The sequence below is a fragment of the Arthrobacter sp. PAMC25564 genome (assembly GCF_004798705.1).
Lineage (GTDB): Bacteria > Actinomycetota > Actinomycetes > Actinomycetales > Micrococcaceae > Arthrobacter.
Genome location: NZ_CP039290.1, coordinates 574,696 through 600,843, shown reverse-complemented (window position 1 = coordinate 600,843; position 26,148 = coordinate 574,696). Strand labels below are relative to the sequence as shown.

25 protein-coding genes, 1 pseudogene and 1 riboswitch are annotated in these 26,148 nt (G+C 66.6%); of the genes and pseudogenes, 10 read left to right on the top strand and 16 right to left on the bottom strand.

What is annotated here, in order from left to right; translation table 11 throughout:
- Positions 1 to 168 precede the first annotated feature (168 nt).
- Positions 169 to 1,482: a polysaccharide deacetylase family protein gene (locus E5206_RS02745; RefSeq protein ID WP_168709251.1), complete on the top strand. Its 1,314-nt coding sequence runs from the start codon at positions 169 to 171 to the stop codon at positions 1,480 to 1,482.
- 62 nt (positions 1,483 to 1,544) lie between these two features.
- Here the strand turns inward: E5206_RS02745 and E5206_RS02740 are convergent, their stop codons facing one another.
- The gene (locus E5206_RS02740) at positions 1,545 to 2,234 is read right to left on the bottom strand and encodes a TetR/AcrR family transcriptional regulator C-terminal domain-containing protein (protein ID WP_205759989.1); all 690 of its coding nucleotides are present in this window, start codon (positions 2,232 to 2,234) and stop codon (positions 1,545 to 1,547) included.
- Positions 2,235 to 2,409: 175 nt separating this feature from the next.
- On the opposite strand from E5206_RS02740, the gene E5206_RS02735 reads away from it, so the two are divergent.
- The 3 genes from E5206_RS02735 to E5206_RS02725 are packed head-to-tail and all read left to right on the top strand — an operon-like array spanning position 2,410 to position 6,275.
- Complete coding sequence (locus tag E5206_RS02735; protein WP_136321156.1) at positions 2,410 to 3,798, top strand: NAD(P)/FAD-dependent oxidoreductase; 1,389 nt, start codon at positions 2,410 to 2,412, stop codon at positions 3,796 to 3,798.
- A gap of 33 nt (positions 3,799 to 3,831) precedes the next feature.
- A complete protein-coding gene (locus E5206_RS02730) occupies positions 3,832 to 4,755 on the top strand; it encodes a universal stress protein (RefSeq protein ID WP_136321155.1) in 924 nt (307 codons plus the stop codon).
- The gene (locus E5206_RS02725; RefSeq protein ID WP_136321154.1) at positions 4,752 to 6,275 is read left to right on the top strand and encodes an APC family permease; all 1,524 of its coding nucleotides are present in this window, start codon (positions 4,752 to 4,754) and stop codon (positions 6,273 to 6,275) included. The genes E5206_RS02730 and E5206_RS02725 overlap by 4 nt, the downstream gene beginning before the upstream one ends.
- A 24-nt stretch (positions 6,276 to 6,299) precedes the next feature.
- Here the strand turns inward: E5206_RS02725 and E5206_RS02720 are convergent, their stop codons facing one another.
- Positions 6,300 to 6,938, bottom strand: coding sequence for an NADPH-dependent F420 reductase (locus E5206_RS02720; protein WP_136321153.1), 639 nt, complete (start codon positions 6,936 to 6,938; stop codon positions 6,300 to 6,302).
- 31 nt (positions 6,939 to 6,969) lie between these two features.
- Complete coding sequence (locus E5206_RS02715; RefSeq protein ID WP_136321152.1) at positions 6,970 to 7,581, bottom strand: hypothetical protein; 612 nt, start codon at positions 7,579 to 7,581, stop codon at positions 6,970 to 6,972.
- A 136-nt stretch (positions 7,582 to 7,717) separates the two neighbouring features.
- On the opposite strand from E5206_RS02715, the gene E5206_RS02710 reads away from it, so the two are divergent.
- Positions 7,718 to 8,095, top strand: a complete 378-nt coding sequence (locus E5206_RS02710; protein ID WP_136321151.1) for a VOC family protein — start codon at positions 7,718 to 7,720, stop codon at positions 8,093 to 8,095.
- Between the two features lie 24 nt (positions 8,096 to 8,119).
- On the opposite strand, the gene E5206_RS02705 is transcribed toward E5206_RS02710, so the two are convergent.
- Complete coding sequence (locus tag E5206_RS02705) at positions 8,120 to 8,731, bottom strand: NADPH-dependent FMN reductase (RefSeq protein WP_136321150.1); 612 nt, start codon at positions 8,729 to 8,731, stop codon at positions 8,120 to 8,122.
- A 136-nt stretch (positions 8,732 to 8,867) separates the two neighbouring features.
- Positions 8,868 to 9,272, bottom strand: coding sequence for a DUF5997 family protein (locus E5206_RS02700; protein ID WP_136321149.1), 405 nt, complete (start codon positions 9,270 to 9,272; stop codon positions 8,868 to 8,870).
- Positions 9,273 to 9,352: 80 nt separating this feature from the next.
- Between E5206_RS02700 and E5206_RS02695 the strand changes: the two genes are divergently transcribed.
- The gene (locus tag E5206_RS02695; protein WP_240689901.1) at positions 9,353 to 10,099 is read left to right on the top strand and encodes a LysR family substrate-binding domain-containing protein; all 747 of its coding nucleotides are present in this window, start codon (positions 9,353 to 9,355) and stop codon (positions 10,097 to 10,099) included.
- Here the strand turns inward: E5206_RS02695 and E5206_RS02690 are convergent.
- Positions 10,096 to 10,431, bottom strand: coding sequence for a hypothetical protein (locus tag E5206_RS02690; protein WP_136321148.1), 336 nt, complete (start codon positions 10,429 to 10,431; stop codon positions 10,096 to 10,098). The two genes, E5206_RS02695 and E5206_RS02690, sit on opposite strands and share 4 nt — an antisense overlap.
- 205 nt (positions 10,432 to 10,636) lie before the next feature.
- Between E5206_RS02690 and E5206_RS02685 the strand changes: the two genes are divergently transcribed.
- Positions 10,637 to 10,906: an urease subunit gamma gene (locus tag E5206_RS02685; protein ID WP_240690107.1), complete on the top strand. Its 270-nt coding sequence runs from the start codon at positions 10,637 to 10,639 to the stop codon at positions 10,904 to 10,906.
- A 10-nt stretch (positions 10,907 to 10,916) separates the two neighbouring features.
- Positions 10,917 to 11,162, top strand: a pseudogene (ureB, locus tag E5206_RS02680) (urease subunit beta); the annotation flags it as partial.
- A 104-nt stretch (positions 11,163 to 11,266) separates the two neighbouring features.
- Here ureB and purU read toward each other — a convergent pair.
- From purU to E5206_RS02630, 10 genes are all read right to left on the bottom strand, one after another.
- Entirely contained in the window at positions 11,267 to 12,121 is an 855-nt protein-coding gene (gene purU / locus E5206_RS02675; RefSeq protein WP_136321146.1) for a formyltetrahydrofolate deformylase, read from the bottom strand.
- Between the two features lie 3 nt (positions 12,122 to 12,124).
- Complete coding sequence (gene cycA / locus E5206_RS02670; RefSeq protein ID WP_136321145.1) at positions 12,125 to 13,567, bottom strand: D-serine/D-alanine/glycine transporter; 1,443 nt, start codon at positions 13,565 to 13,567, stop codon at positions 12,125 to 12,127.
- A complete protein-coding gene (locus E5206_RS02665; protein WP_136321144.1) occupies positions 13,557 to 14,393 on the bottom strand; it encodes a methylenetetrahydrofolate reductase in 837 nt (278 codons plus the stop codon). The genes cycA and E5206_RS02665 overlap by 11 nt, the downstream gene beginning before the upstream one ends.
- 45 nt (positions 14,394 to 14,438) lie before the next feature.
- A complete protein-coding gene (gene lipA / locus E5206_RS02660) occupies positions 14,439 to 15,446 on the bottom strand; it encodes a lipoyl synthase (protein WP_136321143.1) in 1,008 nt (335 codons plus the stop codon).
- 13 nt (positions 15,447 to 15,459) lie between these two features.
- Positions 15,460 to 16,857: an L-serine ammonia-lyase gene (locus E5206_RS02655; RefSeq protein WP_136321142.1), complete on the bottom strand. Its 1,398-nt coding sequence runs from the start codon at positions 16,855 to 16,857 to the stop codon at positions 15,460 to 15,462.
- A 123-nt stretch (positions 16,858 to 16,980) separates the two neighbouring features.
- Positions 16,981 to 18,291 (bottom strand): serine hydroxymethyltransferase, encoded by a 1,311-nt coding sequence (glyA, locus tag E5206_RS02650; protein ID WP_136323923.1) that lies wholly within the window; start codon positions 18,289 to 18,291, stop codon positions 16,981 to 16,983.
- An 11-nt stretch (positions 18,292 to 18,302) separates the two neighbouring features.
- A complete protein-coding gene (gene gcvH, locus E5206_RS02645) occupies positions 18,303 to 18,686 on the bottom strand; it encodes a glycine cleavage system protein GcvH (RefSeq protein ID WP_136321141.1) in 384 nt (127 codons plus the stop codon).
- Between the two features lie 99 nt (positions 18,687 to 18,785).
- Entirely contained in the window at positions 18,786 to 19,898 is a 1,113-nt protein-coding gene (gene gcvT, locus E5206_RS02640) for a glycine cleavage system aminomethyltransferase GcvT (RefSeq protein ID WP_136321140.1), read from the bottom strand.
- 12 nt (positions 19,899 to 19,910) lie between these two features.
- Positions 19,911 to 22,784 carry an aminomethyl-transferring glycine dehydrogenase gene (gcvP, locus tag E5206_RS02635; RefSeq protein ID WP_136321139.1) on the bottom strand — a complete coding sequence of 958 codons (2,874 nt, stop codon included), beginning with the start codon at positions 22,782 to 22,784 and terminating at the stop codon, positions 19,911 to 19,913.
- 157 nt (positions 22,785 to 22,941) lie between these two features.
- A riboswitch (glycine riboswitch) is annotated at positions 22,942 to 23,039 on the bottom strand.
- A 120-nt stretch (positions 23,040 to 23,159) separates the two neighbouring features.
- The gene (locus tag E5206_RS02630) at positions 23,160 to 23,852 is read right to left on the bottom strand and encodes a GntR family transcriptional regulator (protein ID WP_136321138.1); all 693 of its coding nucleotides are present in this window, start codon (positions 23,850 to 23,852) and stop codon (positions 23,160 to 23,162) included.
- A gap of 106 nt (positions 23,853 to 23,958) precedes the next feature.
- Here E5206_RS02630 and E5206_RS02625 point away from each other — a divergent pair, with 106 nt between their 5' ends.
- Entirely contained in the window at positions 23,959 to 24,717 is a 759-nt protein-coding gene (locus E5206_RS02625; RefSeq protein ID WP_136321137.1) for a 5-oxoprolinase subunit PxpA, read from the top strand.
- Between the two features lie 80 nt (positions 24,718 to 24,797).
- Positions 24,798 to 26,135 carry an MFS transporter gene (locus tag E5206_RS02620; RefSeq protein WP_136321136.1) on the top strand — a complete coding sequence of 446 codons (1,338 nt, stop codon included), beginning with the start codon at positions 24,798 to 24,800 and terminating at the stop codon, positions 26,133 to 26,135.
- Positions 26,136 to 26,148 lie beyond the last annotated feature (13 nt).

Sequence of the window (26,148 nt, the reverse complement as noted above, 5' to 3'; positions counted from 1 at the left end):
CGCAGCCGCACTACCGAACTGCGGGATGCAGACATGAAATTCACGAGTCACAAATTTTCCTTTCGGCCCACAACCGGGACCACAACCGAGCCCACACCGCGGGCCACCGCCACTGGAACTGTCAAGGTCCGGGGCAGGTGGCTGGCCGCGGGCAGCGTGGTGGGGGTCATGGCCAGCTTCTTGATGAGCGCCGTATTTGCGGTCCCGGCCCAGGCCGCCGACCCTCCGGCCGTTTCGCTGACGTTTGATGACGCCAACGGCGATCAGATGGCCGCGGCGCAGATTCTGAACGCGGCGGGCCTGAAGGGTACCTTCTTCACCCCCTCGGGCTTCCTGGATGCGACAGGTTATATGACTACGGCGCAGGCTCTGGCCCTCCAGGCTGCAGGCAATGAGATCGGCGGCCACACCGTGACGCACCCGGACCTGGCGCAAATGGGCCCGGACGAGGTCATGCGACAGGTCTGTAACGACCGCGTCAACCTGACAGCCAAGGGTTTCCGGGTCACGAGTTTTGCCTATCCGTTCGCATCGTTGACGCCTGCGGTGGAGCAGACGGTGAAGGACTGCGGGTTCAACAGTGCCCGGGGCCTGGGAGATCTGGAAAGCAAAGTGCCTGGCACCGCCGGTCTCGGGTTTGCCGAGACGGTTCCGCCCGCGGACCCGTGGCTGACCATGGCCCCGGATGAGGTTGACAACACCTGGACCCTTTTGGACCTGCAGAACCTTGTCACGAATGCGCAGCCGGGAGGCGGGTGGGTGCAGATCACCTTCCACCACATCGGCACGGGAGTTGATCCGACGTCTAACATTGCCGACCCGCTGACGGTGTCCACGGACGTCTACACGCAGTTTGTGCAGTGGCTCGCAGCGCAGCAGTCTGCCGGGCTCGCCACCGTCAAGACCGTGGACCAGGTGATCGGCGGAACGGTGCAGGCAGCCGTCAGCGGGCCGGCCGCACCGGCGCCCCAGACCACCGGGAACCTGTTCAAGAATCCGAGCCTGGAGACCGCCGGACCTCTCGCCACGGGCCTGCCCCAGTGCTGGGCCGGCGGCGGGTACGGAACCAACACGCGGGTCTTCACCACCGTGGCCCCGGGCCATACCGGAGCCGTTGCCGAGCAGATGGATGTGACGGGCTTCGCCAGCGGTGACGGCAAGCTCCTGCCGACATTGGATCTGGGTGAATGCGCCCCCAGCGCCACCCCCGGCCACAGCTACCAGATGAAGGCCTGGTTCAAGTCCACGGCTGCCACCCAGTTTGAGCTGTATTACCGCACTGGCCTGGGCACCTGGCATTACTGGACAGCCAGCCCCCAGGTGTTGCCGGCGGCGGACTGGACCCAGACCGCGTGGACGTCGCCGCCCGTGCCGGCCGGGGCTTCCGCCATCAGCATGGGTCTGAACCTGGTTGGTAACGGCACCCTGGTGACCGACGATTACGAGCTGACGGACGTCGCAGCGACGGCCCCGGCACCGTGAAATAGCCGGCGCAGTTCTTCCCCTTGGGCGGCAGGGATGCCCGTCCCCGGGGGAAGCGCCCGCTACGTCCGGAGCGCCCCGAATCCCGTAATGAGCGCTTCCAGTCCCAGGCTGAACGCGACGTCGGCCGGGTTTTCGAAGCCCTGCCGGGCCAGGCTCTCGACGGCGGAGGTGAAGTTGGGCGTCGAGGCCGCCATGCTGCCGGAATCAAAGATGTCCGCCGGTGCGGTGACGTCGTAGGCGGAGCCGAAGATGAAGGACTCCAGCGCCACGATGGCCGGGATGATGCGCTCCGTCGGGAAACCGGCCCTGCCGAAGCCCGCGCTGACGGCCTCATACATGGCCAGGGTCTTCGGCGCGTCGGTGACCGGCAGCACGGCGATGACCGGGATCAGCGGCGTGTGCTTGGAGAACACATCCCGGTAGCTCCAGGCCCACTCCCTGACGGCCTGGTCCCAGGTCCCGGTGTCGAATGCTGACACGTCCACGAACGAGGTCAAGTGGTCCTGGACGAGGACCAGCACGTCCCGCTTGGAGGAGACGTGGTTGTAGAGGGCCGACGGCGCGACGTTCAGCGTGCGGGCAAGGGCGGCCATGGTGAAGCCGTCGTAGCCGCTCTTGCGGATCAGCTGCAGGGCGGCGGCGGTGATGCCGTCCTGGTCCAGGACGGCGGCCGGCGGCCTGCCGACCCGCCGCCGCGGTTTGGCGTCCGCGGGGTGGGAATCTGCTGGGGCGCTCGTGGCTGCCGGCATTCCTGGCCTTTCTGCTGGGGGTATCCCAAGGATTATTCCATTGTGCGCTTCCCGGGCTGTGCACTTCCTAGCCCGCCGGGTCTTCCCTGTTCCGAACTAAGCCGCTATAGTCATTCTAAATGAATGACATTCATTTAGTGGTTCGCATCACTCTAGCGGCCACGGAGAGGACATCATGCTGGAACTTGACCGCGACGTCGTCATCGTCGGAGCCGGCCCCGCCGGGCTGACCGCAGCCCGGGAACTGAAGACGGCCGGACTGAGCGTGGCCGTACTGGAGGCCCGCGACCGGGTCGGCGGGCGCACCTGGACCGACACCATTGACGGCGCCATGCTCGAAATCGGCGGCCAGTGGGTCTCGCCGGACCAGACCGAACTGCTGGCACTGCTGGACGAGCTCGGCCTGAAGACCTACTCCCGCTACCGCGACGGCAAATCCGTCTACATCGGCTCCGACGGCAAGCGCACCCTTTATACAGGCGACACCTTCCCGGTCAGCGGCACCACCGCCGCGGAGATGAACAAACTCACCGCCCTGCTGGATACCCTCGCCGCCGAGATCGGCCCCACCGAACCATGGGCGCACCCCAAGGCCCGCGCCCTCGACACCATTTCCTTCCACCACTGGCTGCGCGAGAACTCCTCCGACGAGGAAGCCTGCAACAACATCGGGCTGTTCATCGCCGGCGGCATGCTCACCAAGCCGGCGCACGCCTTCTCGGCGCTGCAGGCCGTGCTGATGGCGGCCTCCGCCGGATCCTTCACGCACCTGACCGATGAGGATTTCATCCTGGACAAGCGGGTCATCGGGGGGATGCAGCAGGTCTCCCTGCTGCAGGCCGCTGAACTGGGCGACGACGTCGTCCTGGACAGCCCGGTCCGCACCATCAACTGGGGTGTGGACGCAGGCGGGGACCATCGCGTGAGCGCCGTTTCCGAACGCGCCACGGTAAACGCGCGCTTCGTGATCATGGCCGTGCCGCCGAACCTGTACTCCCGGGTGTCCTTCAACCCGCCGCTGCCGCGCCGCCAGCACCAGATGCACCAGCACCAGTCGCTGGGCCTGGTCATTAAGGTGCACGCCGTCTACAGCTCGCCGTTCTGGCGCGAGGACGGACTGTCCGGAACCTGCTTCGGCGCCGGCGCGCTGGTCCAGGAGGTCTACGACAACACCAACCACGAGGATCCCCGCGGCACGCTGGTCGGCTTCGTCTCGGACGAGAAGGCCGACGCGATGTTCGAGCTCAGCGCCGAGGACCGCCGCCGCGCCATCCTCGAATCGATGGCCGGATTCCTGGGCGGGAAGGCCCTGACGCCCGAGGTCTACTACGAGTCCGACTGGGGTTCGGAGGAATGGACCCGCGGCGCGTACGCCTCCAGCTACGACCTCGGCGGCCTGCACCGCTACGGCAAGGACCAGTTGGCGCCGGTGGGACCGATCTACTGGTCCTCCTCCGACCTGGCAGCCGAGGGCTACCAGCATGTCGACGGCGCCGTACGGATGGGACGCCAGACGGCGGCCCGCATCGTGGCGGCGGCAGACCGTGCATCCGTCACTTCCTAGAATTCCGCCCAGCAGCTCAGAAAGGACCACCGGATGCGATACGTAGTGGGGTATTCAGCCAACGCCAGGGGTCATGATGCCGTCAATCTGGCCATCTCGCTCGCCCGGGGCCGGGGCGCCAGCCTGGATCTTGTGCTGGTGGTTCCCGAGGTTTCGCAGTTCGGGGCCGCCCATGCGCCCAAGGCCGGATTCGAGAACCTGCTCAACGAGCAGGCCCGCGAATGGCTCGACGAAGCGCTGGCCCTGGTTCCCGCCGACGTCCCGGCGGAAGCACATGTCCGCAGCGGTGATTCCGAGGCGCACGCGCTGATCGACGCGACCGAGGAACTGCACGCGGAAATGCTCATCATCGGGGCGGCCAGCAGCGGACTGTTCAAAAGGTTCACGGTCGGTTCGGTGGCCAGCGCCCTGCTCCACGCAGCGTCTGTTCCGGTGGCTCTCGCGCCCCATGGATACCACCGCCAGGAGGCTTTGACCCGGCTCAGCTGCGGACTCGGCACGCGTGCGGGCGCCGAGAAGCTGCTGGACGTCGCGGTCGAGATGGCCGCCCAGCGGAAAGTGCCGCTGCGGGTGGTGTCGCTCCTGGCGCTCGACGGCGGCGACTCGCCGGTCGCGGCCGAAGCCGCGCGCGAGTACGCAGCGAAACACGTGGCTGCGGCGGCGGGCAGCCCGTCGGGAGCCCGGCCTGCCATCCAGGCCGACGTCGTGGTGGCCCAGGGCCGGAGCATCGAGGAAGCCGTGGACCGCCTCGACTGGGAGGACGGCGAAGTCCTGCTGATCGGATCCAGCCGGCTGGCCCGGAACCGCTCCATCTTCCTGGGGAGCACAGCCAGCCGGATCCTGCGGGCGCTGCCGGTGCCGATGATCGTGGTCCCCGGCGATTACGAAAGCAAACATGAGCCGGACGGCTCGACCCATTCAACGACGAATGACCCCTCCGGAGAGGCACACCAATGAGCACCGAACACGCGACGTCCGAGACGTTACCCAAGGAACACAAAGGCCTGAGCGACAAGGGGCTGAAGGCAGGATCGGTGGGACTGATCGGCGCCGTCGTCATCGGCGTGTCCTGCATCGCGCCCGCTTACACGCTCACTGCGGCCCTGGGCCCCACCGTGTCCGAAGTGGGGGTGCACCTGCCGGCGATCTTCCTCGTGGGCTTTGTCCCGATGCTGCTCGTGGCGCTCGGCTACCGCGAACTCAACAACGCCATGCCCGACGCCGGCACCTCCTTCACCTGGGCCTCCCGGGCGTTCGGGCCGTGGATCGGCTGGATGGGAGGCTGGGGCCTGATCGCGGCGACCATCATCGTGCTCTCCAATCTGGCGGCCGTGGCGGTCGACTTCTTCTACCTCATGCTGGCCCAGCTGTTCGGGAACCCGGACCTGGCCGGGCTGAGCAAGATTCTGCCGCTTAACATCGCCACGACGCTGGTGTTCATTGCGCTGGCCTGCTGGATCTCCTACCGCGGCATGGAAACCACCAAGGGTGTGCAGTACGTGCTGGTCGCGTTCCAGCTGCTGGTCCTGGGCTGGTTCGCGGTGGCCGCCTTCAGCCACGTCGCCAACGGCACTGCGTTCGACGCCACCGCCATCACGCCGGACTGGTTCAACCCGTTTGCCGTCGATTCCTTCTCTTCCTTCGCCGCCGGCGTATCGCTGTCGATCTTTATCTACTGGGGCTGGGACGTCACGCTGACCATGAACGAGGAGACGAAGAACCCGGAGAAGACACCGGGCCGTGCCGCCACCGTCACCGTGCTGGTGATCGTCATCATCTACATGACCGTCGCGCTGGCTACCCTGTCCTTCGCCGGCATCGGCGACACCGGACTGGGCGCCGGAAACCCGGAGAACCAGGGCAGCATCTTCGCCGTCCTCGCCGGACCCGTGATGGGCCCGTTCGCCATCCTGATGTCCCTGGCCATCCTGAGCAGCTCCGCCGCCTCGCTGCAGTCCACCTTCGTCTCCCCGGCCCGGACGCTGCTGGCCATGGGCCACTACAAAGCGCTGCCGCACAAGTTCAGCAGGATCAGCCCCACCCACAAGTCCCCGAGCTACGCCACGATTGCTGCGGCCGTGGCCGCCGCAGCCTTCTACGTCATCACGCGGACCACATCCGAGAACGCCCTGTGGGACACCATCACGGCCCTGGGCATGATGATCTGCTTCTACTACGGCATTACCGCACTGGCCTGCGTCTGGTTCTTCCGTGCCCAGGCTTTCAGCGGCGCCCAGGCGTTCTTCTTCAAGTTCCTGGCACCCCTGCTCGGCGGCGTCATCCTGCTGGTGATGTTCTTCAAGACCGCCTACGACTCCATGGATCCGGATTACGGCTCCGGATCATCGATCGGCGGCCTGGGACTCGTCTTCATCCTGGGCATGGGCGTGATCCTGCTCGGCGTGGTGCTCATGCTGGTCATGTACAAGCTCCGGCCCGAGTTCTTCAAGGGTCAGGTCCTGGCCCGGGGGATTTGAGTCCCTTCTAGCGGGGCACCGGGCTCAGTCGATGACCTTCAGTCCGGTGCCCCAGTTGAAGTTCTCGTACGCGGGGTTGGCCTGCAGCGCCATGATCAGGAGCTGGAATCCCTCCAGTTCCCGGGCATGGCGCAGTCCGCCGACCTGGAGCGGACGGAGCCCGGCCGCGCTGGCGAAGGCCGCCACCTCGTTGCGGGCCTTTTCGGAGTCGGAGGCGATGAAGACATCCAACGGCATCCCGCCGGTGGTGCCCGCGGCGAGGGGACCTGCAAAAGTCGTGTTGAAGGCCTTCACCACGCGTGCGCCGGGAAGCAAGGCGGCGATCTCTTCGGCGGCGGACGTGCCGGGTTCGACGACGAGGGAGTCGAAGGTTTCCATGTTGATCGGGTTGCTGATTTCGATCACGGTCTTGTCGCTCAGGGTATCCCCGTAATGCGTAGCGACTTCCTTAGCCGGACCAAAGTAGAGGGCCAACACCACGATGTCGCCGTCGGGGATGTCGCCGAGGCTCCCGGACGTGGTGTTGCCGCCGAGCTCCGTCGCGAGCTTGGCGGCATTTTCAGGGGTCCGGTCCAGGATCTGGACCTCGCGGCCGGCCGCCACGGCACGCGTGCCGATCGCCCGAGCCATGTTTCCGCTGCCGATGATGGTGATGTCTGTCATGGTGCTTCCTTCCGGGAAATGGTGCAGGGATTCAGCTCAATAGGGAAGCATTCAGGTTCACGCCGGCGGCGCGTTCGGCCTCGGCCAGGGCCTGTTCCAGCCGCCGGACTGCCGGGACGTAGCCGGCGTCGTTTCCGTCCCGCCGGTGCCCGGCACTCAGCCGTTCCGCCGCTTTCATCGCTTTGATGAGGGCAGCCGTTTCCGGTTGCCGCGGATCACTCATCGCAGGGAAGTCGATGCAGTAGCCCGGGTCGAGCTCGTAGCGCTGCCACCTTTCCAGCACCCTCCGGTGCAGGGCGGCGGCAGCCTCATCGGCAGTCACGGCTTCCCGGGAAGTGCGGCGGGCCCCCTGCCGGCTGATCAGCCCTGGGGCCAGCCGGTAGGCGGCAACGGCGGTCCCCGCCGCAAGGAGCCCAAGCATCATTCCGGCCCAGGGCGAGGCGAGGGAGGGGAGGATCACTGCCGGCACAACGACGGCGAGTCCCGCGAAACTGTCCCAGAACACCGCATCCGGCAACCCGGTGTCGTCGTTCAGGTGTTTCCGGGCCAAGTAGACAGAGCCGGCCACCGCGCACACAACGAGGACGGCGAGGGCGGCCAACTGCCACATCCCGAGCGGGAAGGATCCTGAGAGCGACGGCATTCCAACACACCTCCAGGACACGTTGACGGGGAACCTGCCCGGGCGGGCGCGGTTCCGCTAGTTCCATTGGAATCCCTGCGGACCCGGCCGTCAATGGCGTTCACAGCCGGGGCCCTCCTGACGTAGCCTTGGCCGCATGCGATTGAAAATGTGCAGCATCCACGTCAAGGATCCCGCCGCGGCCCACGAGTTCTACACCGGTACCCTCGGGTTCGAAACCCTGCTGGCCCTGCCGGAACACAACCTCTACATTGTGAAGGATCCGGGCGGCGGGAAATCCGCAGGCCTATTGTTGGAGCCCAGCGACAACCCGATCGGCGCCAACTACATGAACGCATGCCACGACGCCGGGATGCCGGCGATCGTCCTCGGTGTGCTTGATGTCCGGGCCGAATACGACCGGCTCGCGGCGAAGGGCGTCGTGTTCCAGGGCGAACCGACTGAGGGTCCCGCCGGAACCTCGGTGGTGCTCGATGACGGCTGTGGCAACTTCGTCCAGCTGCACCAGGACTGACGGCCACTTTCCAACGGCCCCGCCCTACCGGTCCAGCTTGCGCTCGTCCGGGTGCTCGTCGCCGATGTGCCCGGGGGCGTTGGCGGCGAGGACCCGCTCGACGAACGCGCCGAACTCCTCCATAAAGTGCCGGAGGAAGGTCTCGGTGCCGGGGTCGCTGACCTCGCCGTCGTCCCCGTAGATCGCGGGGTCGAACCGGATGTACGCTTCCGGCGCGTTGAGCTGGGGAGCGTCCAGGAAGCTCAGGACGCTACGGAACGAGGACTGCATGACGGCCGTGCCGATGCCGCCGGGGGAGGTGCCGATGATTCCGGTGGGCTTGCGGGCGAAGGAATTCGTGCCCCAGGGCCGGGATCCCCAGTCGATGGCGTTCTTCAGGGCCCCGGGGATGGAGCGGTTGTATTCCGGGGAGATGAACAGGATCCCGTCCGATCCTTCGACGGCCGTTTTGAGGGCCTGCCCCTCGGGCGGGTAGGCGGCGTCGAAGTCCGGGCTGTACAGCGGGAGGTCCCGGATCGGGATTTCCGTGAACTCCAGCCCTGCCGGGGCGAGCCTGATCAAGGCCTTGGAGAGCTTCCGGTTGATCGATACGCTGGACAGGCTACCGACAAAGTAACCAATTTTGTGCGTAGGCATAACGGGGTCCCTTCCGAAGTGCCGCCGGTGCGGTAACCGGGTTTTCGGGGGCCACCGCGCTGCGGATCTGACTCATTCCGCGAGCATAGTCCTGCGCGGGCGCCATGAGAACAGCCTTCGGGAACGGCGTTGCGTGCTACTCGGCCGCGGTGCGTGCCTTCTTAGCGTCCTTCTTCACGGCCTCGTCCTTGACCCGCTGGGCTTCGGCGCGGACGGCGGCGTGGGTGGAGCGCTCGGCCACCAGCCACGCGGGCGGAGCCTGCAGCAGCGCGGTGATTTCCGCCGTCGTAAGGGCCTCTTCGACGCCGCCGCGGGCAAGGCCGCTAATGGAGACGTTCAGCTTCTGCGCCACCACGGGGCGCGGGTGCGGGCCGTTGCGGCGGAGTTCCGCGAGCCACTCCGGCGGGTTGGCCTGGAGCTCGGCGAAATCGGCGCGGGTAATGAGCGAATCCTGAAACTCCTGGGGTGTTGCGGGCAGGTAGATGCCAAGCTTCTTGGCAACGGTCGCCGGCTTCATGGACTGGGAGTTTTCAGAGGTCATGCTTCAAGGGTATCCGGCGTGGAGGCCTGCAAGGCACCAACACCGGTACCATACTCCAGCACTGGCGGTACTGTGAACGTGTGTCCGCTGAAGATGAATCACCCCAAAACGCCTCCCCGTCCGAGCCGTCCGAGCCCGAAGCGCGGGAGCTGCGGTTCGCGTACGTTGCCGGCGTGACCCCGGGCAAGTGGATCCGGCGCTGGGAAGAGCGGATGCCTGATGTTCCGCTGCGCTCCTTTATGTCCGACGACGGGGCCCAGCTCGCGGTGTTGCGCGAGGGTACCGCGGACCTGAGCTTCGTCCGTCTTCCGGTGGAGCGCGAAGGCCTGAGCGTCATTCCCCTCTACGAGGAGCAGCCCGTGGTGGTCGGGCCCAAGGGCCACGAGATTTCCCTGTTCGAGGAAGTGGCGCTGGCGGACCTGTCGCAGGAGACCTTCCTGGATGTGCAGGAACTGGGCGGCCCCCAGATGGCCCTCCAGATGGTGGCTTCCGGCGCCGGCCTGGTGATCCTGCCGATGTCCGTGGCACGCCATTTCAACGTCAAGGACACCGTGGCGCGCAAGCTCACGGGGGCGCCTGTCACGGAAATCGCGCTGGCATGGCCCAGCGAAACCACGGATGAAGTGATCGAGGAGTTCATCGGGATTGTCCGAGGCCGCACCGCGGCCAGCTCACGCCAGCCCTCCGCCCAGCAGGAGAAGCCCAAGCGGGAACCGAAGCCGGACCGGCGGGGCCCCGCCGTGAAGAAGCCCAAGGTGGCCCAGCGCTATGCGCCCAACCCCGACAAGGGCCGCGGCAAGGGATCCCGGAAGAAGGGCAAGCGCTAAGCCGCGCAGGCGTCCCTGAGGGACTTCACCGCGTCCGCCGGAACCTGGTCTCCCGAGGCTGCGATCTGCCGCAGCGCCGCGGTGATGTCCGCCCGAACCCCCGAGGTCTCCGCCCCGGCGACAAGCCCGCGGAGCAGTTCCTTGTCCTTGATGCTGACCAGCCCGTCGTCCACGAGGGCACAGGCCTGCTTCTTCACCTCGCTGGCGGCTGCAGTGGCGAGCTGCGAGGCGCCGTCGCTGACGGCCTTGTTAGCGGCGTCCTGCACCTGGCCGCACCCGGTCAGCACCACCAGGAGCGACGCAGCGGACAAAGCGGCCAAGGTTGCTTTCATAACGTCAGCATAGTGGTGAGCCGCCGCGCAGAACCCGCGCTGGACGCGTGACCCGGATCCGGCGTTGCTCATGCAGGCCAACGCAAGCTGCAGGAAATGTCCCCCGACTATGCTGGGCACTACCGCGGCGCTTGTCGGCCGGGGTATTGCCTTGTCCGGAAGGGATTCCGTCACGCACCTGTTGCCCCGGGAGCAGGAGAAGCTCATGATCGTGGTCGCGGCGGACCTTGCCCGTCGACGGCAGGCCCGGGGTCTGAAGCTGAACTTCACCGAGGCCGTGGCGCTCATCAGTTACGAACTGATCGAGGGCGCGCGGGACGGCCGGACTGTGGCGGAGCTGATGAGTTACGGCACCACGCTGCTTGGCCGCGGCGACGTCATGGAGGGCGTTCCGGAGATGATCCACGATGTCCAGATCGAAGCCACCTTCCCGGAGGGCACCAAGCACGTCACCGTCCACGATCCCATCCGCTAGGAGCACGTTGATGATTCCCGGAGAATACGTCCTTGGGGCCGCGCCGCTGGTGACTAACGCCGGCCGCGAGTCGATCGACGTCGCCGTCACCAACACCGGCGACCGGCCCATTCAGGTGGGTTCACATTTTCACTTTGCCGAGGCCAACGCCGCCCTTGAATTTGACCGTACCGCTGCCTATGGCCGCCGCCTGGACATCCCGGCCGGGACCGCGGCCCGGTTCGAACCGGGGGACAGCAGGACGGTCCGGCTGATCGCCTACCGGGAGGCCAGTTACCGGCAGAACACCCACATCATGCTGCGGCCGCCGCCGGGCCAGGCTGGGCGTGGGTTTCACGTTCAGCCTGGGCCACGGGCGGGTCAGCGCAGGATCACAGTCCGGTTTCCATCGAGCAGGATTCGGCCCTCGCAGTGCCAGCGCACGGCCGTGCTCAAGGCTGCGCACTCGGCGTCCCGGCCGACGGCGACAAGGTCCTCAGCGGTGTAGGTGTGGTCGACCTCGATGACCTTTTGCGAAATGATCGGGCCCTCGTCGAGCTCGGCGTTGACGTAGTGGGCGGTTGCTCCGACTGTTTTTACGCCGCGTTCGTAGGCCTGATGATAGGGCTTGGCACCCTTGAAGCTTGGCAGGAAGGAATGGTGGATGTTAATGGTCCGTCCCGTCAGCTTGGCCGACAGCTCGTCGCTGAGGACCTGCATGTAGCGGGCGAGGACCACGAGTTCGACGTCGAATTCGTCCACGAGCTCCAGTAGCCTTGCCTCCTGGGCGGCTTTGGTCTCCTTCGTGACCGGAAGGTGGAAGAAGGGGATGCCGTGCCACTTGACGAGCTCCTCATGGTCACGGTGGTTGGACACGACGGCCACGATATCCACTGGAAGGTCGCCCGTGCGCGTCCGGAACAGCAGATCATTGAGGCAATGCCCGAACTTGGACACCATAACGAGGACCCGGCGTTTACGGCCGTGCGGCTCCAGCTGCCAGTTCATTTGCCATTTCTCGGCCAAGGGTGCGAAGTCGGTGCGCAGCTCCTCCGTGCTGAAGGCCTTGCTCCCGGACGCGAAATGCATCCGCATAAAGAACTGCTTTTCCGGGCGGTCGCCGAAGTGCTTGGTGTCTATGATGTCGCAGTCGTGGTCCAGCAGGTACCCGGTGACCGCGTGGACGATCCCCGGGGATTCGGCACAGTTGACGGTGAGAACGTGTTCGGTTTCCATGACTCAGCCTTCCCGCTGTGTCTTCTCGCCGGCAAGGTCCTGCTGGAAGGCCGCGTAGCGGGCCAGGTGGGCCGGGCGCCGGCGCAGGACGAGCCAGGCGGCACCGAGCAGGATGAACCAGACCGGGGTGATCAGGAGTGCCAGAAGGGTATCCGGCTGCGTGGTCAGCGCCCACAGGACGAACGCGAAGAAAGCGAAGACCAGCCAGATCATGGGCCTGCCGCCGGGCATCTTGTACTTGGACGCCTCGTGCAGGTGCGGACGGCGGGCCCGGAAGGCAAGGTAGCTGGCCAGGATGATCGACCAGACGAAGACGAAGCAGACCGCGGATACCGTGGTCACCATGTCAAAGGCCTTGCCGATGTCCTGTCCCGCGTACATCAGCACAACGCCGGAGAGCAGCAGGACGCAGGACAGGAACAGCGCGTTCTGCGGGACCTTGCGCCGGGACAGTCCGCCGAACAGGGCCGGGGCATCGCCCTCCTGGGCCAGGCCGTAAACCATGCGCGACGTGGAGTAGATGCCCGAGTTGGCCGAGGACATCGCCGATGTCAGCACCACCAGGTTGACCACGGTGGCGGCAGCTCCCAGGCCGGCCAGGGAGAACATGGCTATGAAGGGGCTGTGCCCGGCCTGGAACTGGGTCCACGGGGTGACGGACATCAGGATGATGAGGGCGCCCACGTAGAAAAGCAGTACGCGGATCGGGATGGAGTTGATGGCCTTGGGCAGGTTCTTTTCCGGGTCCTTGGCCTCCGCGGCCGTGGTGCCTACCAGTTCAATGCCCACAAAGGCGAAGACGGCGATCTGGAACCCGGCCACGAAGCCCATGAATTCATTCGGGAAGAAGCCTCCGTGGCTCCACAGGTTGGTGAAGGTGGCCGGTCCGGCGTCGGAGCTGAACCCGCTGAAGATCATGAACAGGCCAACCACAATCAGGGCCGCGATGGCGATGATCTTGATGAGGGCGAACCAGAATTCGGTCTCCCCGAAGGCCTTCACCGTGGTGAGGTTGAGGAGCAGTAGGATGGCGATGGTCGCCAGGCCCGGAATCCAGAGCGGCAGCCCCGGCCAGAGTTCCTGCGAGTAGCCGGCGATGGCAATGACGTCGGCGATTCCAGTGATCACCCAGCAGAACCAGTAGGTCCAGCCGGTGAAGAACCCGGCCCAGGGGCCCAAGAGGTCGGCGGCAAAATCGCTGAAGGATTTGTAGTGCAGGTTGCTCAGCAGCAGTTCGCCCATCGCCCGCATAACGAAGAACAGCATGAAGCCGATGATCATGTAGACGAAGATGACGGAGGGGCCGGCGGCGGAGATCGTCTTGCCCGAGCCCATAAAGAGCCCCGTACCGATGGCACCGCCAATGGCGATGAGCTGGATGTGCCGGTTGCTGAGCTGGCGCTCAAGATGCGGCGCCTGCTGGGCCGTAACAGTTTCAGATGACACTTGCTGCTCCTCGAATCAATGCGGGCTGGAGTGCTGCTGGGGTTGACGCCGGAAACGGTTCATCGGAAACCGAATCCAGGTTGTTGAAGCTGTAGAGATGGATGCCCGCGATGCTGCCGGGCTGGATTTCGAGCCCGGCCACCAGGTTGTGGGGCGAGTAGCGGTCCCCGCTCAGGAGCTTGCGGGCCAGCGGCCCCTTGCGGCTGAGGAACTTCAGGGAACTTCCGACGCCGATCTGGGTGGCCAGGGAGACCAGCTTGGTCCGCGGGACGGACCCCGCCACCCCGGCCCAGACGGGCAGCTGCACGCCCTCGCGGCGCAGGAGCGCCGCGTAGTCCAGGACCGTCGGGGCGGAGAAGCACATCTGCGTCACGACGTGGGTGGCCAGGTGCTGCTTGGCCAGCAGCGCGTCCAGCAGGTCCAGGGGGCCCACAGCGGGGTGGCCCTCCGGGTAGCCCGCAATGCCGGCCCGCATCGCGCCGCCGGAGTGTTGCGCGATGTCTTCCAGGAGCGGGAGAGCGGACTGGTACGGCCCCGCGGGCTGCTTCCGGTCGCCGCCGATCACGAACACTTCACCGATGCCGGCGACATTGCAGTCCCGCATGATGCCGGTCAGCTCGGCACGGCTATGCAGGCTCCGCGCCGCGAGGTGCGGGATGACCCGGTAACCGAGCATGCTGAGCTGCACCGCGGCGCGCATCGTCCGCTCGATGCCGTGATGGGGCAGGCACGTCACCGTGAGCGTGGTGGTCAACGGCACCACGGCCTGGACCTGTTCAACGATTCCCTCTGAAGGGATGATTTCGATTCTGGTGGGGAACATCATTGGTCCTCTCTGGATATTACATGGTTCCGGGTGCTGTACCGGGTGTCAGGCGTGCGCCGCGAGCAGGGAGCTGGCTTCCTGGCGGGTGCTGCCGGAGGACTCGATGTGGGCGAGGTGGGCGGGGATTTCCCGGCCCTTCTTGCGCATCGCGGTGGCCCAGAGCCGGCCGGCGCGGTACGAGGAGCGCACCAGCGGGCCGGACATGACGCCGAGGAAGCCGATCTCGTCGGCTTCGTGCTGCAGGTCCACGAATTCCTGCGGCTTGACCCAGCGGTCCACCGGCAGGTGCCGCTCGGAGGGGCGCAGGTACTGGGTGATGGTGATCAGGTCGCAGCCGGCGTCGTGCAGGTCCTGCAGGGCCGCGGAGATCTCCTCGCGGGTTTCGCCCATGCCCAGGATCAGGTTGGACTTGGTGACCATGCCCAGGGCCCGGCCCTGGGTGATGACGTCCAGGGAACGGTCGTAGCGGAACGCGGGGCGGATGCGCTTGAAGATCCGCGGCACGGTCTCGACGTTGTGGGCGAAGACCTCCGGTTGGGAGTCGCAGATCGCCTGAATGTGTTCGGGCTTGCCGGAGAAGTCCGGAATCAGGAGTTCCACGCCGGTGCCCGGGTTCAGTTCGTGGATCTTGCGGACCGTCTCGGCGTAGAGCCAGACGCCCTCGTCGGCGAGGTCATCGCGCGCCACGCCCGTGACGGTGGCGTAGCGCAGCGCCATGGCCTGGACCGAGCGGGCCACCTTGGTGGGCTCGAACACGTCCACCGGAGAGGGCTTGCCGGTATCGATCTGGCAGAAGTCGCAGCGCCGGGTGCACTCGGAGCCGCCGATCAGGAACGTCGCCTCCTTGTCTTCCCAGCATTCGAAGATGTTGGGGCAGCCGGCCTCCTCACACACCGTGTGCAGGCCTTCCTTCTTCACCAGGTTCTTGAGCTGGACGAACTCGGGGCCCATCTGGACCTTGGCCTTGATCCACTCCGGCTTCCGCTCCACGGGTACAGCCGAGTTACGCTGTTCAACGCGCAGCAGCTTCCGGCCTTCTGGTGCCAATGTCATTTGATCTCTCCCCTTAGCATTCGACGACGTTGACGGCGAGGCCGCCCATGGCGGTTTCCTTGTATTTGGAGGACATGTCCTTGCCGGTTTCGCGCATGGTCACGATCACCTCGTCCAGGGAGACCCGGTGGGTGCCGTCGCCCCAGAGCGCCATTTTGGCGGCGTTGATGGCCTTCGCGGCGGCGATCGCGTTGCGTTCGATGCAGGGGATCTGCACGAGCCCGCCGATCGGGTCGCAGGTCAGGCCCAGGTTGTGTTCCATCGCGATTTCCGCGGCGTTTTCCACCTGCGCGGGGGTGCCGCCCATGACCTCGGCCAGGCCCGCGGCCGCCATCGAGGACGCCGAACCGACCTCGCCCTGGCAGCCGACCTCGGCGCCCGAAATGGACGCCTGTTCCTTGTAGAGCACCCCGACGGCGGCGGCGGTCAGCAGGAACCTGACCACAACGTCGTCGCGGTCCCCCTGGCTGGCCTGGTCCATGCCGGGCGCGAAATGCAGCGCGTAGTACAGGACGGCCGGGATGATGCCGGCCGCGCCGTTGGTCGGGGCGGTGACCACCCGGCCGCCGGAGGCGTTTTCCTCGTTCACGGCCAGGGCGATCAGGTTCACCCATTCCTGCCAGTACTTCGGGTCCCGGTCCTTGTCCTCTTTCATCAGCCGTTCGTGCCAGTCAGGGGCACGACGGCGGACCTTCAGCCCGCCGGGCAGCAAACCTTCGCGTTTGAGGCTGACCTGCACGCAGCCTTCCATGACGGAGTAGATGTGCAGCAGGCCTTCACGGATCTCGGCCTCGGTCCGGGAGGCGCGTTCGTTCACGAGCATGACCTGCCCGATGGACAGGCCCGTGGAGGCGCAGTGCTCCAGGAGTTCCGCCGCGGTCCGGAAGGGCAGCGGCAGGCCCTGTTTGGAGGCGTCGAGTTCCTTCAGCGCCGCGTCCTCTTCGCCCTCGCGGACGATGAAGCCGCCGCCGACGGAGAAGAACGTCGCCGTATGCAGGACCTGCCCGCCGGCGTCCGAGACGGTGAACGTCATCCCGTTGGTATGCCGCGGCAGGATCGTCAGCGGCCGCAGGACCATGTCCTTCACCCCGTACGGCAGGGCTAGGGCACCGGCCAGCTGCAGGGTCCCGGTCCCGGCGATCGCGGCGAGGCGGTCCTCGACCTCCTCCGGGAGGATCTTTTCGGGATGGAAACCCTCCAGGCCCAGCAGGATCGCCGTCATGGTCCCGTGGCCATGGCCCGTTGCCGCGAGGGAACCGTAGAGGTCAACCCGCAGCGACGCCACCTTCTCCAGCACCCCGGAGGCCCTGAGTTCCTCGGCGAACACCGCAGCAGCCCGCATCGGGCCCACCGTGTGTGAACTGGAGGGCCCTATTCCGATGGAAAAAAGATCAAAGACGCCAACAGCCATAGCCGGGTTCCTTACTGGATAGGTGTGCGGACGGAGCGGTGGGGAGGACGAGCGGGCACGCGTGAAAAGTCCGGTCCGCCGGCGCCGGAGCCGACCCAAAAAGAGATCAGTCCCGGGATGACATCAGCCGAGGTTGGCAACCGAGGGGTAGAGCGGGTGGGCGGCGGCGAGGGCCTCCACCCGGGTGCGCAGGCCGGAGAGGTCCGCGCCGGCGTCGGCCATCAGGGCCTCGGCGATGATGTCCGCGACCTCGGCGAAGGCAGCCTCGCCGAAGCCGCGGGTGGCCAGGGCCGGGGTGCCGATCCGCAGGCCCGAGGTGACCATCGGCGGGCGCGGGTCGAACGGCACGGCGTTGCGGTTCACGGTGATGTCAATCGCGGCCAGGCGGTCCTCGGCCTGCTGGCCATCCAGCTCGCAGTCGCGCAGGTCCACCAGGACCAGATGGACGTCGGTGCCGCCGGAGACCACGTTGATCCCCTTCGCGGTGACGTCGTCCCGGGCCAGGCGGTCGGCCAGGATCCTGGCACCGGCCAGCACACGTTCCTGGCGTTCCTTGAACTCCGGGGACGCGGCGATCTTGAAGGCCACCGCCTTGCCGGCGATGACGTGCTCCAGCGGTCCGCCCTGCTGGCCCGGGAACACCGCGGAGTTGATCTTCTTCGCGATGTCCGCGTCGTTGCTCAGGATGATCCCGCCGCGCGGACCGGCGAGGGTCTTGTGCGTCGTGGAGGTGGTGACGTGGGCGTGCGGCACCGGGGACGGGTGCAGGCCCGCGGCCACCAGGCCGGCGAAGTGCGCCATGTCCACCATCAGGTACGCGCCCACCAGATCGGCGATCCTACGGAACTCCGCAAAATCCAGCTGCCGGGCGTACGCGGACCAGCCGGCCACGATCAGGGCCGGCCTGGTCTCCAGCGCCAGGCGCTCCACCTCGGCCATGTCGATCCGGTGGTCATCCTCGCGGACCTGGTACGGGACAACGTGGTAGAGCCTGCCGGAGAAGTTGATCTTCATCCCGTGGGTCAGGTGCCCGCCGTGGGCCAGGTTCAGGCCCATGATGGTGTCCCCGGGCTTGATCAACGCGTGCATCACCGAGGCGTTCGCCTGCGCGCCGGAGTGCGGCTGGACGTTCGCGAACCCGGCACCGAACAGGGCCTTGACCCGGTCAATGGCGAGCTGTTCGATCACGTCCACGTGCTCGCAGCCGCCGTAGTAGCGCTTGCCCGGGTACCCCTCGGCATACTTGTTCGTCAGCACCGAGCCCTGCGCCTGCATCACAGCCACCGCGGTGTGGTTCTCCGAGGCGATCATCTCCAGCCCGTCCCGCTGCCGGCCCAGCTCCGCATCAATCCGGGACGCGACCTCCGGATCCAGGACCGACAGATCCGCATCCAGGGACCGGGAAACCACCTGCTGGAACGCCGTCGTTCCCATCGCGGCGCCGCTCACAGTTCGCCGCCGTTGGCTGCAGCATAGTCCGCGGCCGACAGCAGCGGACCCTCTTCCGTCACGGTCACCTTGAACAGCCAGCCCGCACCGTACGGGTCGGAATTGATGACTGCCGGATCGCTGACGACGCCGTCATTGACCTCGATGACCTCGCCCGTGACCGGGGAGTACAGGTCCGAAACAGACTTCGTGGACTCGATCTCGCCGCAGGTTTCGCCAGCGGTCACCGTCGCGCCGACCTCGGGCAGGTCCACGTACACGATGTCGCCGAGGGCCTCAGCGGCAACAGCGGACACGCCAACTACGGACGGGCCGGAGCCATCAGTGGCGATCCACTCGTGCTCGGCGGAGTATTTCAGTTCAGCAGCTACTTTAGCCATGGTGTCATTCCTTAAAGTTTTGGTGTTTGCGAAAAGTGACGGAGCGTCGGTCCAAACCTTGCGAAAGGTGAGGGAGCGTCGGATTTTTAAGCGGGAGGGCTACTTTTGGCGCTTGTAGAACGGCAGGGTTACAACCTCGAAGGGCTCTGCCTTGCCCCGGAGGTCGATGTCCAGGGCGGTGCCCGGTTCGGCGTGCTCGACGTCGACGTAGGCCATCGCGACCGGGTAGCCGAGGGTGGGTGAGGGCTGGCCGGAGGTGACTTCGCCAACCACTGCGCCGTCCTTGAGGACCGGGTAGTGGCCGCGGCCGGCACGGCGTCCCAGGCCCTTCAATCCGACCAGCTTGCGCTTGGAACCGGCTTCCTTGGCTGCTTCCAGCGCGGAGCGGCCCACGAAGTCGCCTTCCTTGCTCTTGAGCGCCACAACCGGGCCCAGGCCGGCGTCGAACGGTGAGCGCTCGAGGGACAGCTCGTTGCCGTACAGCGGCATGCCGGCCTCGAGCCGGAGCGAGTCGCGGGAGGCGAGGCCGCACGGGATGATGCCGAACTCGGCCCCTGCTTCGGCGACCTTTGCCCACAGGTCAGCGGCGCCGTCGTTCGGTACAAAGAGCTCGAAGCCGTCCTCGCCGGTGTAACCGGTGCGGGCCAGGATGACGTCGTGGCCGGCCACGGTGAGCTCGTTGAACGCGTAGTACTTCAGCTCGGTGATCAGCGCGTGCTGGGCCTCATCGGTGAGCTTGAGCAGGATGGCCTCGGCCTTGGGACCCTGCACGGCGATCAGCGAGGTCGCCGCGGAGGCGTCCTCCACCGTCACGTCGAAGTTCGCTGCGCGCTCGGCCAGGGCAGCTGCGACGACCTTGGCGTTGCCGGCGTTGGGGACCACCAGGTACTTCTCGTCACCGAAACGGTAGGTGATGAGGTCATCGATGATGCCGCCGTCGGCGTTGCAGATGAGCGAGTATTTGGCCTTGCCGTCCGCAATGGCGGAGAGTTTCCCGACCAGGGCGTAGTCCAGGAAAGCGCCGGCTTCGGGGCCGGTGACCCAGACTTCGCCCATGTGGGAGAGGTCGAACAAGCCTGCGGACTTGCGGACGGCGTGGTGCTCGGCCAGCTCGGAGCTGTACTTCAGCGGCATCTGCCAGCCACCGAAATCGGTGAAGGAGGCACCGAGTTTCTTGTGCTCTTCGTAGAGAGCCGTGTAGTTCTCAGTCATTTCTGGCTGTCCTTAGTTCGCGGCGTCGTCGGAGTGGTCCTCGAAGTCTTCGAGGGGCGGGCAGGAGCAGATCAGGTGGCGGTCCCCGGCGGCGCCGTCGATCCGGCCCACGGGCGGGAAGTACTTGTCCTGCTTGAGGTGGTGGACCGGGAAGACGGCCTGCTCGCGGGAGTAGTCACGGGCCCAGCCGGTGCTGACGACGGCGGCCGCGGTGTGTGGTGCGTTGCGCAGCGGGCTGTCCTCGACGGTGAAGTCACCGTTGGCGACCTGGTCGATTTCGGCGCGGATGGTGATCATCGCGTCGATGAAGCGGTCGATCTCGGCCAGGTCCTCGGACTCGGTGGGCTCCACCATCAGGGTCCCGGCCACCGGGAATGCCAGGGTGGGGGCGTGGAAGCCGTAGTCGATGAGGCGCTTGGCGACGTCCTCGGCCGTGACCCCGGTCCTCGCGGTCAGTTCGCGCAGGTCCAGGATGCACTCGTGCGCCACGAGTCCGCCCTCACCGGTGTACAGGACCGGGAAGTACTCGTTCAACCGGGCCGCGATGTAGTTGGCCGCCAGGAGCGCGGACTTGGTGGCCTCGGTCAGGCCTTCAGCGCCCATGAGCTTCACGTACGCCCAGGAGATCGGCAGGACACCGGCGGAGCCGAAACGGGAGGCGCTGATGGCCACGCCGTGGCCTGCCTCGTGCGCTGCCTTGTTCGCGTCACCGGGCATAAACGGTGCCAGGTGGGCCTTGGCCGCGACCGGGCCGACGCCGGGTCCGCCGCCGCCGTGCGGGATGCAGAAGGTCTTGTGCAGGTTCAGGTGCGAGACGTCGCCGCCGAACTGGCCCGGCTGGGCCAGGCCCACGAGCGCGTTGAGGTTGGCGCCGTCCACGTAGACCTGGCCGCCGGCGGCATGCACCGCGTCGCAGACCTCCCGGACGTCGGCGTCGTAGACCCCGTGGGTGGACGGGTAGGTGATCATGATGGCGGCCAACGCGTCCTTGTGCAGCTCAATCTTGGCCGTGAGGTCGGCGTGGTCGATGGTGCCGTCCGAGGACGTCGCGACCACAACGACCTTCATGCCGGCCAGGACCGCGGACGCGGCGTTGGTGCCGTGCGCGGAGGCCGGGATCAGGCAGATGTTGCGCTGGGCCTCGCCGCGGGAGTGGTGGTAGCCGCGGATGGCCAGCAGGCCCGCGAGCTCGCCCTGGGAACCGGCGTTCGGCTGGATGGAGACCTGGTCGTAGCCGGTGATCTCGGTCAGCTGGGCTTCGAGGTCCTCGATCAGCTCACGCCAGCCGGCGGTCTGGGAGTCCGGGGCGAACGGATGGATGGAGGCGAACTCCGGCCAGGAAATCGCTTCCATCTCCGCGGTGGCATTCAGCTTCATCGTGCACGAACCCAGCGGAATCATGGTGCGGTCCAGCGCCAGGTCACGGTCCGAAAGCCGGCGGATATAACGCAGCAGCTGGGTCTCGGAGCGGTGCGTGTTGAACACCGGGTGCTGCAGGTACTCGGAGGTACGGAGCACTGCTTGGGGCAGGTCAAAGCCCTTCGCGTCGACAACCGGACCGGCACCGAAGGCGACGGCGATGGCGGAGAGGACCTCCGTCGTCGTGGTTTCATCAGCGGAGACGCCGATGGTGTCGTCGTCGATGTGGCGCAGGTTGATGCCGCGTGCTTCGGCGGCGGCGATGACCTTGGCGGCCTTGCCCGGGACGCGGACCGTGACGGTGTCGAAGAAGGTCCCGGTGACCAGTTCGCGGCCGGCGACCTGAAGGGTGGTGGCCAGGCTGCGGGCGTTGTTGTGGACCCTCTCGGCGATGGCCTTCAGTCCGTCCGGGCCGTGGTAGACCGCGTAGAACGAGGACACGATGGCAAGCAGCGCCTGCGCGGTGCAGATGTTGGACGTGGCCTTCTCGCGGCGGATGTGCTGCTCGCGGGTCTGCAGGGCCAGGCGGTACGCGGGCATCCCGGCGTTGTCCTTGGACACGCCGACCAGGCGGCCCGGCATGGACCGCTCCAGGCCCTTCGCCACCGCCATGTAGGCCGCGTGCGGGCCGCCGAAGAACAACGGGACACCGAAACGCTGGGAGGAACCGACGGCGATGTCGGCGCCCTGCTCACCCGGAGGCGTGATCAGGGTCAGCGCGAGCAGGTCGGCGGCGACCGTGACGAGCGCACCACGCTCCTTGGCCTCGGCGATGACGGCGGAGTGGTCGAAGACCCGGCCGGACACGCCGGGCTGCTGCAGCACAATGCCGTTGATGACGCCCTCCGGCAGGCCCTGGGACAGGTCCGCGACCTCAACCTCGAAGCCCAGGGCCTCGGCGCGGCCCTTGACGATCGCGATGGTCTGCGGGAGGCAGTCGGCGTCCAGGACGGTCTTGCCGTCGTGGGCTTCCTTGTTCTTGTTGGCGCGGCGCATCATCAGCACGGCCTCGGCCACCGCCGTTGCTTCATCGAGCAGGGACGCGTTCGCGATCGGCAGGCCCACCAGGTCCTGGACCATGGTCTGGAAGTTCAGCAGCGCCTCGAGCCGGCCCTGCGAGATCTCCGGCTGGTACGGGGTGTACGCGGTGTACCAGGCCGCGGCCTCCAGGATGTTCCGGCGGATCACCGCAGGGGTGACCGTGTCGTAGTAGCCCTGCCCGATCATCTGTACAGCCGTCTTGTTCCTGGACGCAATCCTGCGCAGCTCCGCAAGGACCTCGACCTCGCTGAGGGCTTCGGGGAGAGCCAGCGGCTTTGCCTGGCGGATGGAGTCGGGGACGGCAACGTCCACGAGGCCATCAACGCTGTCATAGCCGACGGTCTTGAGCATGGCGTCGACGTCAGACTGGCGGCGCGCGCCAATATGCCGGTCGGCAAAAGCGCTGGATTTGGATTGAACGGTCATGAGGAACTCCATAATTCAGGTAGCGCAAAAGCGCCACGATGATTCGGGTTCCTCCCCGCTCTGTCTGGGACCTGAGAGTTTCCGCATTGCCCGCTGTCGCAGGACGCCACTTGCACCGTCGGTGAGTCCGGTCTCCCGGACTGCTTTCCAGAGTTGCCTTGCCGCGGCGGTACGTGGGCCTGAGAGATTCCTGGGGAGGATTTGCTCCTACGGCGCCTGCTGAATGTACCGGCAGGACTCTCCCGCCGCAGATCATAAGCACGATCACTTGTCAGTGATACGCCTCACAACTTAGCCGAAGTTTGGGCGGCACGCAACAGACCGCGAAATCACACCGACTATTACGCCCACCTCAGCCCACAGCACATCCGGCCCTCACTCCCCGTGGACGGCGCTCTGCTTCGCCTCGGACCGGTCCAGATACGCGAGGAGCAGGTCACCGGCACGGTCCAGTTCGCTGGCCTCCAGTGCTGCGCAGATTTCCTCGTTGTCGCGCAGGTAGCCGCGGTAAAAGTCCGCCTCCAGCGTCGCCTTATGGAAGAAGAGCCGCATTTCGGCCAGCACCTGGGACATGATGGTGTCCAGCCGCCGGCTCCCGGCCAGCGCCACGATGGCGCCGTGGAAATGCTGGTTTGCGTTTCCGAGCGCCTCGTCGTCGTTGACGGCCGCCGCTGCGCGGCCTTCCTGCACCGCCGCCCGGACCGCAGCGATGCGCTCGGGGCTGCCGCCGCCGCGGATCGCACTGACTTCGATCGCCCGGCGCACGGTGTAGACATCGTGGATATCGCCGGGTTCCAGGCTCGCGACAAACACCCCGCGGTTGGGATGCCGGACCACAAGGCGTTCGGCGGCGAGTTCGGCAAACGCCTCGCGGACGGTATTGCGGGAGACGCCCAGCTCCTCCGCAATCGCTGATTCCGTCAGCCTGGTACCCGGGAGCAGCCTTCCCTCCGCCAACTGCAGGCGCAGTTCAGCGGCCACCCGGTCCGCCACCGAGGGGACCGCGACGCGGAGGCGTGCGGCGGCGCCCAGGGTTACCCCCGGGGCGGGGGCTTCGGAAGTCGTCATGCCCCGAATCTACACGATTGTCACATCGTGGAATCGAAGGATTGTTGAACAATCAGAGTTTTTGGTACATCCTAGATAGGGGCCCATCAATGAGACGAGGATCACAATGGCAACCATCGACCTGAACAGCGACGTCGGGGAGTCCTACGGACGCTGGAGCCTGGGCGACGACACGGCAATGTTCCGTTCCGTCACGAGCGCCAATGTGGCCTGCGGTTTCCACGCCGGGGACCCGTCCGTGATCCGCCGGACCTGCCGTGAAGCGGTCGCCGCAGGCGTAATGATCGGCGCCCACGTCGGCTACCGCGACCTCGCCGGCTTCGGCCGCCGGTTCCTGGATATCGACCCGAACGAGCTGGCGGACGACGTCGTCTACCAGATCGGCGCGCTGCAGGCCCTGGCCGCAGCCGAGGGCGGCAAGGTCAGGTACGTGAAACCGCACGGCGGTCTGTACAACGCGATCGTCGCGCACACCGCGCAGGCGAAGGCCGTCGTCGACGCCGTACGGTCCGTCGACCCCAACCTCCCCATCCTGGGCCTGCCGGGCTCGGAAGTACTCCGGCTGGCCGAGGCCGCCGGGCTCCGCGCGGTGACCGAAGCCTTTGCAGACCGGGCCTACAACCCGGACGGCACCCTTGTTTCCCGGACCCTCCCCGGAGCCGTCCTGATGGATCCGGCGCTGGTCACCGAGCATGTCCTCCGGATGGCCGCCGATTCCGCCGTCCGCACCATTGACGGCTCCATCCTGAAGATCCGCGCCGAGAGCATCTGCGTCCACGGCGACTCCCCGGGAGCCGTCACCATGGCTGCCGCGGTGCGGAAGGCGCTCTCCGACGCCGGCATCATCACCGCCGCCTTCGTCTAAGCCGCACGCGCCCCCCGGCGCCCCCGCACGTCACCCACCAAGCAGCAACAGGCAGCACCCGCACACCTGGAGGAACAGTCATGACCGCAGCACACCCGGCCACCCCGGCCACTGCCAAGAGGAGGCTGCCGCCCGGCGCCCTGAAGGCCTACATCGCCAGCCTCACCGGCACCTCGCTGGAGTACTACGACTTCGCGATCTACTCCGTGGCCTCGGCCCTCGTATTCCCCAAGATCTTCTTCCCCGGCAACAACGAGTTTGTCGGCCTCCTGCTCTCCTTCTCCGCGTTCGCCGTCGGCTACCTGGCCCGCCCTATCGGCGGCGTCATCTTCGGCCGGCTCGGTGACAAGATCGGCCGCAAGCAGGTCCTCGTCGCCACCCTTATGCTGATCGGTGCCGCCACTGTGCTGATTGGCGTGCTTCCGGATTACTCGGTCATCGGCGTCGCAGCCCCCATCCTGCTGGTCCTGTTGCGGCTGGCCCAGGGCATCGGCGTCGGCGGCGAATGGGGCGGTGCCGTCCTGCTGTCCAGCGAATTCGGCAACGCCAGCAAGCGCGGCTTCTGGTCCTCGGCAGCACAGATCGGGCCGCCCGCCGGAAACCTGATGGCCAATGGCGTCCTGGCGCTGCTCGCCGCCACCCTGACCAACACGGAATTCCTGTCCTGGGGCTGGCGCGTGGCCTTCCTGGCCTCCGCCCTGCTGGTGGTCTTCGGTCTGCTGATCCGGCTCAAGCTGGAGGAAACCCCCGTATTCAAGGCCATCCAGGCCCACGGTGAGGCGCCGAAGGCCCCCATCAAAGAGGTCTTCACCAAGGAACCCCGCGCCCTCGTGGCCGCCGCGCTGTCCCGTGTCTGCCCCGACGTGCTGTACGCCCTCTTCACCGTCTTTGTGGCCGTCTACGCCACCAAGGAACTTGGCATGACCACGGGCAACGTGCTCGGCGCCATCCTGATCGGCTCCGCGTTCCAGCTGGGGCTGATCCCCGCGGCCGGCGCCCTCACGGACCGCTTCAACCGCCGCCTCGTCTACGGCATCGCGGCCGCCGGCACCGCCGTGTACATCCCGCTGTTCTTCCTGATGATCCAGGGCAGGTCCGTCCTGATGCTGACCATCGGCGTCGTGATCGGCCTGGCCTTCCACGCCTTCATGTACGGTCCGCAGGCCGCCTACATCACCGAGCAGTTCCCGGCCCGGCTGCGCTACGCCGGCAGCTCGCTGGCCTACACCCTCGCCGGTGTGATCGGCGGCGCCGTCGCACCGCTGATCTTCACGGCCCTGTACGCCGCCACGGGCAACTGGTACCTGATCGCGGGCTATCTCCTGCTGGCCTCCGTGGTGACCGTCGTAGGCCTGGCCCTCGGCCGGAACCCGCAGACCCAGGAAGAAGAGCGGCTCCTGCAGGAAGCCCGAGCCTGAGGGCGCGGTAAAA

Bases quoted from the DNA above. Each gene is read 5' to 3' on its own strand.
- E5206_RS02655 (WP_136321142.1), bottom strand. From the start codon at position 16,857: ATGGCTGTTGGCGTCTTTGATCTTTTTTCCATCGGAATAGGGCCCTCC.
- E5206_RS02740 (WP_205759989.1), bottom strand. From the start codon at position 2,234: ATGCCGGCAGCCACGAGCGCCCCAGCAGATTCCCACCCCGCGGACGCC.
- E5206_RS02705 (WP_136321150.1), bottom strand. From the start codon at position 8,731: ATGCCTACGCACAAAATTGGTTACTTTGTCGGTAGCCTGTCCAGCGTA.
- E5206_RS02700 (WP_136321149.1), bottom strand. From the start codon at position 9,272: ATGACCTCTGAAAACTCCCAGTCCATGAAGCCGGCGACCGTTGCCAAG.
- E5206_RS02730 (WP_136321155.1), top strand. From the start codon at position 3,832: ATGCGATACGTAGTGGGGTATTCAGCCAACGCCAGGGGTCATGATGCC.
- E5206_RS02735 (WP_136321156.1), top strand. From the start codon at position 2,410: ATGCTGGAACTTGACCGCGACGTCGTCATCGTCGGAGCCGGCCCCGCC.
- gcvH (WP_136321141.1), bottom strand. From the start codon at position 18,686: ATGGCTAAAGTAGCTGCTGAACTGAAATACTCCGCCGAGCACGAGTGG.
- E5206_RS02665 (WP_136321144.1), bottom strand. From the start codon at position 14,393: ATGATGTTCCCCACCAGAATCGAAATCATCCCTTCAGAGGGAATCGTT.
- purU (WP_136321146.1), bottom strand. From the start codon at position 12,121: ATGGAAACCGAACACGTTCTCACCGTCAACTGTGCCGAATCCCCGGGG.
- E5206_RS02745 (WP_168709251.1), top strand. From the start codon at position 169: ATGGCCAGCTTCTTGATGAGCGCCGTATTTGCGGTCCCGGCCCAGGCC.
- E5206_RS02625 (WP_136321137.1), top strand. From the start codon at position 23,959: ATGGCAACCATCGACCTGAACAGCGACGTCGGGGAGTCCTACGGACGC.
- gcvT (WP_136321140.1), bottom strand. From the start codon at position 19,898: ATGACTGAGAACTACACGGCTCTCTACGAAGAGCACAAGAAACTCGGT.
- E5206_RS02720 (WP_136321153.1), bottom strand. From the start codon at position 6,938: ATGACAGACATCACCATCATCGGCAGCGGAAACATGGCTCGGGCGATC.
- E5206_RS02690 (WP_136321148.1), bottom strand. From the start codon at position 10,431: ATGAAAGCAACCTTGGCCGCTTTGTCCGCTGCGTCGCTCCTGGTGGTG.
- E5206_RS02630 (WP_136321138.1), bottom strand. From the start codon at position 23,852: ATGACGACTTCCGAAGCCCCCGCCCCGGGGGTAACCCTGGGCGCCGCC.
- lipA (WP_136321143.1), bottom strand. From the start codon at position 15,446: ATGACATTGGCACCAGAAGGCCGGAAGCTGCTGCGCGTTGAACAGCGT.
- glyA (WP_136323923.1), bottom strand. From the start codon at position 18,291: ATGGGAACGACGGCGTTCCAGCAGGTGGTTTCCCGGTCCCTGGATGCG.
- E5206_RS02685 (WP_240690107.1), top strand. From the start codon at position 10,637: ATGATCGTGGTCGCGGCGGACCTTGCCCGTCGACGGCAGGCCCGGGGT.
- E5206_RS02710 (WP_136321151.1), top strand. From the start codon at position 7,718: ATGCGATTGAAAATGTGCAGCATCCACGTCAAGGATCCCGCCGCGGCC.
- E5206_RS02715 (WP_136321152.1), bottom strand. From the start codon at position 7,581: ATGCCGTCGCTCTCAGGATCCTTCCCGCTCGGGATGTGGCAGTTGGCC.
- E5206_RS02620 (WP_136321136.1), top strand. From the start codon at position 24,798: ATGACCGCAGCACACCCGGCCACCCCGGCCACTGCCAAGAGGAGGCTG.
- E5206_RS02725 (WP_136321154.1), top strand. From the start codon at position 4,752: ATGAGCACCGAACACGCGACGTCCGAGACGTTACCCAAGGAACACAAA.
- gcvP (WP_136321139.1), bottom strand. From the start codon at position 22,784: ATGACCGTTCAATCCAAATCCAGCGCTTTTGCCGACCGGCATATTGGC.